The organism is Labrenzia sp. OB1 (genome assembly GCF_001624695.1).
Classification (GTDB): domain Bacteria; phylum Pseudomonadota; class Alphaproteobacteria; order Rhizobiales; family Stappiaceae; genus Roseibium.
On sequence record NZ_JSEP01000043.1, the window covers coordinates 1 to 11,713 of the forward strand.

Consider the following 11,713-nt stretch of genomic DNA (forward strand, 5'->3'; position numbering starts at 1 on the left):
CTCATCAGACCGGTCTCAATCTCCCTGAGGCTCTGCGCGCCTGCAAGCTGGCCGAACAAAAGGGCCAGAAACTGGGTCTTCGTCGTCAAACGGCGGACGCGGTGGTCCGCTTTATGCTCATCCACAAGGCGATTGAACTCGCCCCAAGGAACATGCTTCAGCACTTGATGAAAAACGCTATTGTGATGGCGCATGACATTGATCCTCTGTTCGTGTCTCAAACGCGGCCAAACGTCTGAAACCGAGTAGAATCAATGTCATGCGCTCTGTCTAGATTTTTAAACCGGACAGCAGTGGGCTATACCCAGCATTGCTAGACAAGATTGTTATTTGTCCTGCGGGCGAAAGTAAACTTAAGTATAAAATTTTTACTGGTGAAAGTGGTGCGTTATCAAGAATTGAATATTCTATTGAGATTGATATGTCTAAACAAACAGAAAAAGCCTACAATGCGATGAAGGCAGTCGCAGCAGAGAATAGCGAATCTTTAAAATTGGTGAAAGCACTGCAAGTTAATGCTGTTATAGGTGTCGGAAATGGTTCAATAGCACTCAATGAGCTTGACTGTACTTTCGAAAGGTTTTGATTGTCCCCCGACAATCGGCGTGAAGTGGTACTGCCTCCGTGTCCAGCATCGCATTCAACGTCTCTTCAATGGTGTGTACAAACACGGTATTCGCCTGACAGTCGCTGCCTGAGGGCGGTATGATCAGGTGGCCTGCCTGGGTTTCATTTTCGCCCCCTTTCTCTCTTTGCTCAAGTCTGGTTCTGGCACCAACTTCAAGCCGTCCCTGAGTGCCTGGATTGGTGTCTTGCCTTTCATGCCGCGGCCCTGATGTGGGCGTTTGGTGTTTAGGAGACAAGGTAGGCATTGAGGTCCTTCTGTATCTGGTCGATCGACTCGTAGAAAGTCTTGCGGGGCGTGTCGCAAAGTTTTTTTGACTTAGAAAGTCATTCCATTCAGCAGGCTCGAATGCGTCATTTGAGGTAGAAAATTTGATCGCGAAATCAAGAAATGACGGATTCCGCTAGTAGAAACCTTCGAGCGCGCGCGAGAATTAGAACGATTTTCTAATATTTTGGGGCCCCCGCAGACTTTGCGACACGCCCATACGAACGCGCTGGACGCTTAAGGTCGGCGGGAAAATACTGTACAGACCAGATGGAACACCGTTGCCTCAGATTGCACTGCCCGTGTTCGGTTAAAAGAGCCATATCAGCATTGACCGAAAGTTCGGCTTCATCCGGGGCTGTCATGTCATTCGCAAAACAAGAAGTGTAAGTAGACAACTCAATAAATAAGAATAAAGGAATCACTTTTATTCAATATCAGGATCATCAAATCCAATGACATCAATAATATGACTGCATGTAATCAGGCAATAATGAGATACATTCAAATAATCTTTGGTGTTGTAAGATTGGTTTGAAAACCATTCAAGAAAATCAGATTTAGAAAATTTAAGCAAACAGCTCTTTATGTCTTGTGTTGAAAGCCAATGCACAAAAATCATTGCATCGCCTTCGTCCATAACTCTGTAACAAAGAGGATCGTCAAAAACCATCTTAGAAAAACAGCTCCCTTTGAGGGAAATTTCGATCTTCAACTTGTCTCCAACATCAAAGAGCGAATGAAACTCTATCTCGGATATACGTGGAAGTTCAGTTATGACTGCATCAAACACCATTTTGTAACACCTTCAGTTTGTATATCTGATTTTGGAACTGTCACATTGTTTGAAGTATCGACGCGCGAAGCTGCGTTGACTGGTTTTCAGCCCCGTCGCTCGCTCACGGCTTTCCACTCTGCCATGGCCTGACGCCGATGTTTTCGAATGTATGCTGCAGTGTGGTCGGCGTGGGATGGGACGAAGAGGTTCCTCACAGAGGAAAATATCGACACGAAGTGCTGCGGTGATCCTATCGACTGAAATCCCTGCCGCGTTCGTTCTCGCTTTCGAAATGGAAGATGGGAATTCTCGGCCCGATTATTCAAGCCTTTGTGTGAGCGATGTTCGACGGCCGGCATGATCTGGCGTTTGGCCGCACCATAGGAGCGCAGCTTGTCAGTGATCATGCGCTTTGGTGGCAGGCCTTGCTTCTTCAAAAGTCGCATCAGCAGGCACCTGGCAGCCTTTGTGTTGCGACAGAACCACCTATTTGACCATAACATGAAAGCGTTCCGCGAGGAGCGTGTCGCAGGGCTATGCGGGGCAACGGCCAAAACGCGCGACGCTGCGGAGCGCGCTCCTGTCATGGCTTCCGGTGGCTTGTTCAGGCCCACCTGACTACGCCCACGTCCCTGGACCGGCCCAACCAGGCCGAACTGCGTGCCGCGCCTTGCAGACGGTCCTGAACAAGCCATCCAATAGGGTCTTATTTGTTGCGGTTGGTATAAATCGCTTCTCAACGAGGAGCCCGTCGAATGCGCGACTTTAACAGGCGGGTGATGTGATCAATCTGGCCAGATCTTCGCACGACCCGTGGAGTGATCATCACCAGCAACTCGGTCCGGCTCGAAATGTTTGAAGTCTGCTGGAAGAGCTTTCCGATAAGCGGCACATCGGAGACCACTGGCACGCCGCTTTTAACCTTTTCCGATCGATCCTCTATCAAACCGCCAAGCAAAACCGTCTTGCCCGAATGGACCACGATATCGGAATTTATCGAACGTTGTGAAATGGTAGGAGTCAGCGTCTCGCCGGAGCCTTCCGAACGCGTAGAGCTGACTTCCTGACTCACATTCAAGAGTACGGAATTGTCAGCACGAATGTTCGGCGTAACCTCCAGGATAATACCAACGTCGCGAATATCCACTTGATTGGTGGTCGTTGTCGTACCCGTTTCGCTCGCGCTGGTCTGTTGCGTCAGATACGGAATCTGGTCGCCGATTGCGAGGCGCGCTTGCCGGCCATCCAGAACGGTCAGATAGGGAGAAGATATGATTTCGACATCCGTTACCGTCTGCAAGGCTTCCAGAACGACGGTCGCCGTGGTGCCATTGATGCTGCCCAAGTCGAATTGGGCTACACCACCGGCTTCACTGGATGGTGATGCCTCTGGCAAGCGAGAAGTACGAAGAGCCCAACCCTGACTACGCAGATACGCCTGCACACCATATTTCAGAGTATCGTTCAGACGGACCTCGACGATCGTCGCTTCGATAACAACCTGTGAGAGCGGCACGTCGAGTGATTGAACCACTTCTCGAATTCGATTGAACTGGCGAAAGGTCGCAAAGACAAGAAGTGCATTGTTCCGAGTGTCCGGTACAATTGAAATTTCTTGGTCACTCTGGCGACTGGTAACAACCTTCGCATTTTGCGCATCAATCGCTTGGCGAGCCGCTTCGAAACGGGCTGCGGTAGGCGAACCTCCGCTGCGCAAAGAGTTGCCTTCGCGCATTGTTGCGGGCGTGGCTATCGACCGACCTTCAGCACCTCCGTCTGAAGACGCGCCCTCCTGCGGACCTTCCGCCGGATTGGTCGATTGGGTAACCGGTCCGCTTTCGGCGTAGACATTGTTCAATTGCGACGCAATTTCCTCTGCCGGCAGGTTCTTGAGTTGAATAACGCGCAGCGAGGCAATATCCCGGTTGTCCATGTCGAGCCCTCGGATCAGGGTCCTGACATTTTCCATGATGCGTTCGCTGCGCGCTATCACGAGCAAGCCTTGTTGCTGTTCAAGCGGCACGATAAACGGTTTTTCCTGTGCAGCCTGGCCAGAGGCCGCAAAGTAGGCTTCTATCGATGTCGCGATGGCTTCCGGCGGACTCTCCCGGAGCGGGATCACCGCAACCAGATCATCGCCTCTGCTGCTTTCGGTAAGGGTGCGGATGAGGTCGAGAACAGGTCGTTCATCCACCGGATCGACGTGCAGAACCAGAGAGTTGTTGGACTCAACAGCTGAAACGGTTGCCCCGGGCGGCAGGATCTGCGTCACAACCGAGGCAATTTCCTCGGCATTTCCCCCATTGAGTTTAATGACCCTGCTCTGGTAGTCTCCAGCGGCGCCGGTCGCCGAGATTTGTTCAAGCTGGGCAATCATCTGCGGCGTGCCGATCTGGTAAACGCCATTGATCACCTTCATCTGATAGCCGTTTCGAGCCAGGATATCGCGCACAATGGAAGGCACAACTGACCGCGGCACAGGCTGTTCAGTCCGAAAGGACACGGTGCCTTCAAGATTATCCGGAACAACGTAATTTGCCGAAAGCATACCGCCGAGCAATTGCCGTACCACGTATTGTAGCGGATCGTTGGAAAACGACATCGACACTTTGGCATCCGGATCGACCGCTGCGTCCGCGTCGGTGAATCTCAGGTCCGACTTGTTGCGCTCGACTTCCTCTCTGGAAATGGAGATCTCGAGAGGCTCGTTCTTCAGGATGCCGGTGAAGCCGATGGCCCCGGATTCAGGCACGGCCGGTCCACTGTTAAACAGTTCATCTTTCAGGCCGCCCATCCCTACATGGGGCGTATCGATTGCCAGTAGCACCTCGGTATTCGTTCCCTCCAGGTGTTCCGACGGGTTTGAACATGCAACCAGACAGCCGCTTAAAACTGTACAAAGCAGCAGTCCAGAAGTGCGTAAGCGCGTTGGCCGAATTCTTTTTTTCATTTTTCGCTTCCAATAAGCATCCCTGCTGGGGAATCTGTTCTATCGGCTTCCTACATATGATCGGGATTGCTGGTCTGCCTGAAATCATTCGCTCACTTTCCAGGCCAGATCGTCGGAGTAGATGATAGGGCTGAGAGAGTCCGTGCCCTGCACAAGCGCCCCCAGCGCTCCCACACTGATCAGCTTGCTTGTCAGGTCGGGAGAACTGCCTTCGAGCAGTTTGCGGCCATCAGGTATCTGGATGAAACGAGTCTTTTCCTGGAGCATTACACCAACGACCTTAAGGGAAGGCGGTGTGAAGTCGCGGACTAGGTAACGGACAAAGCCAGGGTTTTTCCTGGTTTCTTCAAGATAAAGCGACATTTCGTCAAAAGGCACTTCGATGCCTTGCGCCAGCATTTGGGCACAAGACTGCAGCCGACGGGGATTGAGCGCAGCCTCCAGCAGCAGTTGCTGGCTCGCCGGATCAAATTTGATCAGCGACGCTTCTGTCGAAATGCTGAGATAGTCTAACCAAAACAGAATGGTACCTACGTCACCAACCTTCAACTCGGAACCATTCCAGCAATATCCGTAGCCATCTTGAGGTCTAGTGACCAGAGGTAGATACTTTGTCCGGGCTACAGCCTTCGTACCTTCGGTCTCAGTGGTATCAAGAGCAGTTGGCGCCGCCCTGATATCCCATTTCTTCAGCACTTGTTCCGCCACAGCGTCCTGTGCCTTGTCACGTGCTTGCTCCTCAGGCTGAGCAGCAAAAGATCGCGCAAGCTCGCCCACAGCGTCCTGTGCCTTGTCACGTGCTTGCTCCTCAGGCTGAGCAGCAATAGATCGCGCAAGCTCGCCTGAAGCTTTCGGAGCATCAGATTGCGAGATAAAAAGCACGTCTTCGTCTCGCGCGAGCGTATCAGGAGGCAACTGCCATTTTTCATCCGGAGGACCAGATTCTTGCGCGCCCGCTCCGGATTGCGACGCTTGACCGCGCGCTGCAGCGAGGACGGATTCCGGTTCCGACAGCAAAGTCTGCAAGCTCTGGACCAGGCTTCCTTCTGCTGTAGAAATCGCGGTTGCAAAAATGGTCTTGCCGGCTCCTTCACTCTTGGCTGACTGGCCTGTTGCCTCTGCATCCCGCAATTCCGGAAGCGGCGCGGCGTTCGGTGTTGCGTTTGCATCACCGGCTCCTGCGCTGCCGGATGCAGTGACGCTGATGAACACATCTTCCTTCTCGATTACGCCGCTTTTAATTTCTTCGAGATCAAGGTCCAAGGTTCCGGCCTCGTCAGGCAGTTCGCTTGGTCCGACCCGTGTCGGACTGCTTTCCAGGATTACCTGACCATCTTCGTTCACCAGTTGGACATATGATGTAAGTGGCAGAAAATCGGCATACCGTTTCGCATAAACTTGTAAAAAACCAATCCAGTAGTCGAGTTTGTCGGTACTGAGAACACCGCTTGCCTCAATCCGCTCGCCTGCCAGACGCATCAGAACCGTGTCACCTAGTGAGGAGCGTTTGGCCAGTTTCCTGACATCATTAAAATAGGTACTTGCCGTATTGATATTGTCTTCAATAGACGAAATTCCGCTGATTTCCTCGCGCAGATAGCTTGAAAACCGCTCAGCCTTTTCATCGGCAAGGATCGTTCCATCAAGGGTCACGCCACCTTTTTTTGACAACGCAAACTCTACATCTGCGTCAAAGCTTTCTATTGTTTCAGCGATTTGCGTACGGATAGACTCAAATACGAAAAGTCTCGCGTTCACGGATCTGTCAAGGTTTCTCAGAGCGTCTTGCAATGCTCTGCGTTCGGCTGGAGTTTCCACATAACCGGTCGCAAACAACGTTCCATCGACTTCCTCTCGCAGCACGATGGCTTTGCCGAAAGGAAACCGGTCAAGCGCTTCACGCACTGCCGCTAAGTCGTATGTTTCCGTCTTAGCCATCAGAATGTCGCCGCTGACAAGAATTTCGAGCACCAGCCAGCAAAATGTCAGAAAAACAAAAAGTCCTGCCGAAGCCAGCAGGCCATACTTCAACCGGGTTCTGCCGGCCTTTCCGGCCGTGTTTGTCGCGCCCCTCCCGTTCGCATCCGAGACGTGCCGTCTGTCAAGCGACTCCGATACCTGAGCCCAGTCAGCATCGACAGGTCCGATTGTGAAGAGACACGTACCCAGCGACACCGGCTCAAGCGGCTCCAGTTCGTGCCAGTTGTCGTCTCCCGCCTCGATGATCCGGCCAGTCTGTCCGATTATAGCGCCAGCTCCACCGGCAACGAGAATCCTGTCCTTTTCCAAAAGTATTCTGGCGTGGCCACTTTTCAAGCAAACGTCGACAAATTGCAGATCGTCGTCCTGGCCGGAGCCGAGCGTATATTCACCCTCGGCCAGCGCGACTTCAACGCCCGACTGCGCACCGGTTAGCGCCTTTAAAATATACTCGCAGGATGACGAACCGATTTGATCCTCATCTATCCCATCGCTGTTTCGGGACATCTTTCTGGCTCCAATGAGCTTCGCAAGATGCAGATTACAAAGAGGACCCGAAGCACGAGTTTGGAAAACCGTGCGTCTCTAGATCCGCTTCACATCTGTCATTGCGTGCGTGGTTCTCTGCTCCACCGACGCATCGTCAGACGACGTTTCGTGTGATCGTCTTCAATACGTCCGCCACGGATTTCAACATGTTAGTACGCAGGTTGGCCACCGCAGACCATGCATTCATTGCCATCTGCATGTTATACATTTTCTCCGTGTCAGATCCATTTGACAATTCTATTTGACGAATATCTTCTTCAATTTCTACCATCTGACTTTGCAAAAGCGCTTGGCGGTAGATCAGGTCAAAGCCGTTCCGGTTTCCGTCATACGGCGCTCCGTCGGGGTTCGGGCTCTCAGAGGTGTGTTCTCTACCCCAAGTTGCTGCAATATTTGACATTTTTCTTTCCTCTCAATTGTCTCTGGGTTTTCAATCGTTTACACTGGAAATTGTGACAAGGTATCCCTTGCCGCGATCAGTCCATCAAGAACTCGTTTGGCAGATCGCAGATCATCCGGGCCAAGCCCATCGCTTATCAGCTCACTCAGCGCTGTTATTTTGCCTTTGAGCATCTCGATAACTTCATTTTTCACCTCAACGCCGTACGCGCCTGTTAACCGTTCCTCCAGATCAGTCATCTCAAAATCCAGCGAAGTTTCGCTCGCGCCGCCAATGATCTTTTTGTTCACTAGTTATCTCCAACATTCAGAGCCGTTAGTTCCAGCCCGTCCGGATCCAGTAAGATGATCTTTCGATCCTCGATGGCCACCAATCCATCCAAAATCCATTTCCTCAGAACCCGATTAACATTGCCACGCGTGCCGCGAGCCATGGCGCCAAGGTCACTTTGCGTGACCATGGCCCCCAGAGAAGGACAGTTTCTGCCACGGTAATCTGTTGTCTGCCCAAGACTTTCGACCAGCCTCAGCAAGGACGCGGCCAGCCTTGCAGGCAGATTGCTCAGGTGGAGACACCTTGTGACATCAATGAAGGTTTTATAGCGATCGACAATCAGCGTGCTGAGCGCATCCTTCGGGCTCGAATTACCGGATATGTCCGAGTGAAACACTTCCGCTCGCACTGAAAAAACGCTGACATCGCCAATCGCAGTCGCCGAATCCATATAGACGGACCAGTCGTAGACACCCAGCTCTCCGAAACTCTGGCCGGGAGGCACAATAGCGTAGAGAATTGTGCTGCCGTCCTCCATGATGTAGGACAGCCTGACATAGCCGCTCAGGACGATGTAAAGTTTGTCAGCCCTGTCTTCCTGGAGATAGATTACGCCGTTATTTGTATATACGTTGCGTGTTGCGTTCTTCAGAAACAACTGTCGTAGGTTTGGATCAAATGCGTCATTTTCCAATGGCCAATGCATTAGTTTATTGCCAACTGCTGAAAAGTTTCCAGCATAACGAGCAGTGACGCCAGCGCACTTCCCAAAGGTGTCTGCCTGGCCTTGGCCAACTGCTCTTGAAGCCATTGGCAATGCTGTCTGTGTCGTTGTCACGGAAGCCCCCTTTTGCGCTGTCGAGACATTACCTTCGTCGAGTACTCATGTATTCTGGCGTCCCACGTAAAGACTTGGTAAATATCACAATGACAATTCAATCCTTTCGGCGCTGGATGCATAGAATTGCGCTCACCGATAAGAGTTGTGCGCATATCACCAAGCCCGCCTGACGGTAATGCACCGGCCCCATGGCCTCGGCCTCTGGTTCGTAGGCATCCGGGGAAGACCGCTGCCGCCAGCGCTGGCCATGTGGAGTGGCCTGCACTGGCTCATTCTGAACTCATGAGCCGAAAAAATCATAAGACAAGCTTTTCAGATCTTTCTGGGTCATGGCCGGCAGCAGGAAAGTAGTTCCGGCACTCAGCAGGACTGAATAGGTCTATCCCTTTGGCGATGGCCTCCCAGAGATCGTCCCTTGTTCTCGCTGCGGTTTTCTTGAGAAAGCTTTTAAGTTTCGAAAAGGCCATCTCGATCGGGTTTAAGTCCGGGCTGTACGGGGCAGGAAACGCAATTGCGCGCCGGCGTCCTGGATGGCCTCTCGCACGGCCGAGGGTTTGTGAGCAGGCAGGTTGTCCATGACCACGATGTCACCCGGCGACAGGGATGGCACCAGCACTTGCTCGACATAGGCCAGAAAGGCTACGCCATTCATCGCGCCATCCAGAACCATCGGCGCGGTCATGCCGCCCAACCTGAGCGCACCGACGAATGTCGTTGTTTTCCAGTTGCCATGCGGGATAGCAGCTCGACAACGCTCACCTCGAAGCGCCCGACCTCGCAGACGTGCCATCTTGGTGTTGGCTCCAGTCTCGTCGATAAACACCAGGCGCTCGGGATCAAGATCGGATTGAAGTTCGAACCAGGCTTCCCGCCGCCGGAGAACGTCAGGACGCTGTTGCTCGCTGGCGTGTGCCGTTTTTTTGAAAGTCATGCCGTGACGATCAAGCAGACGCCAGACCGTGCTTTGGGAAACACGCAGTCCATGGGTCTTTTCCAGATGTTCAGCCAGTTCGGCCAAGGTGATATCAGGCGTCGCATCAATCAGAGCCAAGACTTCATCTGCATGCGCTTCCATCCGCTGGGACCGGTTGTCTCCACCTTGTCGGGCCGGTTCGACATGTCCTTCCTGGAACCACTGATTGACCCACCTGATCGCCGTTGATGGCGCAACACCAAATCGCTTGGCTGCGGAACGGCGAGACATTCCGTTTTCAACGGCAACAACCAAACGGCGACGGAGATCATTCGACAAGGCGTGGGGGGATTGAGGCTGGCCTCCTGCTCCGGCCAGCATCTTGATGATGTGGACGCCCCCGCCAGCGCAGCGCCAAGTATGGTGCTGAGAAAGAATTGAAGGCAGGAAAGGAAGGTACCAATGAACATCACAACACTCGGGCTGGATCTGGCGAAGAGCGTTTTCCAGGCGCATGGGATAGATGCATGCGGCAAGACGGTTCTGGTGAAAAAGCTGCATCGCAAACAGATGCTGCCATTCTTCTCGAAACTGGCGCCCTGTCTGATAGGCGTTGAGGCCTGCGCGACGGCCCATCACTGGGCGCGTACGCTGATCGCTATGGGCCATGACGTCAGGATCATGCCACCGTCTTACGGTAAAAGGATACGTCGAGCGCGGCAAAAGCGATGCGATTGATGCAGAAGCGATCTGCGAGGCCGTGCAACGTCCGACCATGCGGTTTGTGCCGGTAAAGACAGTTGAGCAGCAAAGTGTTCTGATGGCGCACCGGACCAGATCGCTGATCGTACGTCAGCGTACCATGACCGCGAATGCGCTACGCGCGCATTTGGCCGAATTCGGGTTGGTCGCCAACCCAGGTATTGCCAATCTGGTGAAGCTGGCCGCCAGGGCCTTTGCCGATGAAGCCCTTCCTGCTTACGCTCATCGAGCGCTTGAGGTCCTGATCCGACGGATCACCGAATTAAACGAGGAGACTGGCGAACTCGATAAGGAATTACGTATCTGGCATGCGGAGAACGAGGCCAGTCGAAGGCTCGCGGCTAGATCTTCTTGTTCAGGTTGGACACCGTGCCTGGTGACACCCGAGTGCCCCATAGCGCCTCGGTGATGTCCTCGACACGGCGAACGGAAACACCAGCCAGATACATCTCTATCAGGGCTTCTTCGACGCTGCATTCCCGCCGCTGGTAACGCTCGATGATGGCCGTCTCGAACGTCTGACGCCGAAGCTTCGGCATCTTCAGCTTCACTTCGCCCGCCTTGGTATGCAGCGAACGTTCATAGCTGCCTGCCCGCGTGTCCTGACGCCCTTCGCTGCGCTCATAGCGGCCAGCTCCGCAAAGCAGGTCTGCCTCCGCATCCAGCATCGCATTCAAGGCCTCTTCAATGGTGCCACGCACCATCTCTCCAAGATGATCCTTGATCCGGGCTTCATCGATCCGGATCACATTGCCAATCTCTTTACCCTCATCGTCATCAGTCATGCCGTGCTCCCTTCAATCAGAATAAAGGAAGCCGTCTCAACCGGAAAATGTGCGAAAGATTTTATACTTTATCCGCATGCTCTGGCCGCCGCGGGCAAAAACATCGGCCATGCCCTCGACCGCCTGCCGGTACCAGGTGCTCACTTGATTCTGACGCACCTGATACTTGGCTGCAGTCTCCTGGATTGTCTTGTCACCGCGCAACGCTTCCAGCGCGATCTTTGCCTTGAACTCATCTGAAAACGTCCCGCGCTTCGCCATCTCGTATCCCTCCAGAAGGTTCGGGATACATCTTAGAGTCCGATTCAAAAGTTCATGAGACAAGACAATAGGTTGCGAGCCTGCGTGTCATGACCCTGATACTAGCGATGTTGATCCATGCGGTGGAACTTTCGATTGACGCCTCCCAGTCCTTTGCCAACCGGCGGCATCTGCCCAGCCATGCGAAAGTGCGCTCCACCACCCATCTGCGGGGCAGGAGTTCGAAGCCTTCAGCAGCATCGGAGCGTTTGATGATCTCTATCGTCCAGTTGCCGTTGCCCACCAGGGCGGCGCGCAGCTTTTCACCGGCATAGCCGCCATCGGCGAAG

General features: G+C 53.2%; 11 protein-coding genes and 3 pseudogenes. 2 read left to right on the forward strand and 12 right to left on the reverse strand.

The features are described 5' to 3' along the window. On the reverse strand, positions 1-194 hold a 194-nt coding region (locus OA90_RS28275; protein ID WP_156510457.1), incomplete at its 3' end, for a DUF4372 domain-containing protein. Between the two features lie 116 nt (positions 195-310). Here OA90_RS28275 and OA90_RS28825 point away from each other — a divergent pair. Further along, a complete protein-coding gene (locus OA90_RS28825; RefSeq protein WP_156510686.1) occupies positions 311-586 on the forward strand; it encodes a hypothetical protein in 276 nt (91 codons plus the stop codon). Positions 587-1,319: 733 nt separating this feature from the next. On the opposite strand, the gene OA90_RS26725 is transcribed toward OA90_RS28825, so the two are convergent. The 8 genes and pseudogenes from OA90_RS26725 to OA90_RS26755 form a co-directional block, all read right to left on the reverse strand. Then, entirely contained in the window at positions 1,320-1,688 is a 369-nt protein-coding gene (locus OA90_RS26725; RefSeq protein WP_068419995.1) for a hypothetical protein, read from the reverse strand. An 86-nt stretch (positions 1,689-1,774) separates the two neighbouring features. Then, positions 1,775-2,146 (reverse strand): annotated as a pseudogene (locus OA90_RS28280) (DDE-type integrase/transposase/recombinase); the annotation flags it as partial. A gap of 260 nt (positions 2,147-2,406) precedes the next feature. Further along, positions 2,407-4,620, reverse strand: coding sequence for a secretin N-terminal domain-containing protein (locus tag OA90_RS26730; RefSeq protein ID WP_199823868.1), 2,214 nt, complete (start codon positions 4,618-4,620; stop codon positions 2,407-2,409). An 84-nt stretch (positions 4,621-4,704) separates the two neighbouring features. Next, positions 4,705-7,107, reverse strand: coding sequence for an EscD/YscD/HrpQ family type III secretion system periplasmic domain-containing protein (locus tag OA90_RS26735; RefSeq protein ID WP_068419999.1), 2,403 nt, complete (start codon positions 7,105-7,107; stop codon positions 4,705-4,707). A gap of 136 nt (positions 7,108-7,243) precedes the next feature. Continuing rightward, a complete protein-coding gene (locus tag OA90_RS26740; RefSeq protein WP_082837303.1) occupies positions 7,244-7,549 on the reverse strand; it encodes an EscF/YscF/HrpA family type III secretion system needle major subunit in 306 nt (101 codons plus the stop codon). Between the two features lie 38 nt (positions 7,550-7,587). Next, a complete protein-coding gene (locus OA90_RS26745; protein ID WP_068420001.1) occupies positions 7,588-7,839 on the reverse strand; it encodes a hypothetical protein in 252 nt (83 codons plus the stop codon). Beyond that, on the reverse strand, positions 7,839-8,660 hold the full coding sequence (locus OA90_RS26750) for a Crp/Fnr family transcriptional regulator (protein ID WP_244274716.1): 822 nt from the start codon (positions 8,658-8,660) through the stop codon (positions 7,839-7,841). The genes OA90_RS26745 and OA90_RS26750 overlap by 1 nt, the downstream gene beginning before the upstream one ends. A gap of 299 nt (positions 8,661-8,959) precedes the next feature. Further along, a protein-coding gene (locus OA90_RS26755) for an IS630 family transposase (RefSeq protein WP_156510687.1) occupies positions 8,960-9,957 on the reverse strand; the annotation gives its coding sequence in 2 pieces (ribosomal slippage) (positions 8,960-9,162 and positions 9,162-9,957; 999 coding nt in all). Between the two features lie 81 nt (positions 9,958-10,038). Here OA90_RS26755 and OA90_RS26760 point away from each other — a divergent pair. Further along, positions 10,039-10,516 (forward strand): annotated as a pseudogene (locus OA90_RS26760) (IS110 family transposase); the annotation flags it as partial. Positions 10,517-10,685: 169 nt separating this feature from the next. Here OA90_RS26760 and OA90_RS26765 read toward each other — a convergent pair. The 3 genes and pseudogenes from OA90_RS26765 to OA90_RS26775 form a co-directional block, all read right to left on the reverse strand. After that, positions 10,686-11,123, reverse strand: a pseudogene (locus tag OA90_RS26765) (transposase); the annotation flags it as partial. A gap of 36 nt (positions 11,124-11,159) precedes the next feature. Further along, on the reverse strand, positions 11,160-11,384 hold the full coding sequence (locus OA90_RS26770; protein WP_068420005.1) for a transposase: 225 nt from the start codon (positions 11,382-11,384) through the stop codon (positions 11,160-11,162). A gap of 52 nt (positions 11,385-11,436) precedes the next feature. Further along, the coding region (locus OA90_RS26775; protein ID WP_156510508.1) for a transposase at positions 11,437-11,713 on the reverse strand (277 nt) is incomplete at its 5' end.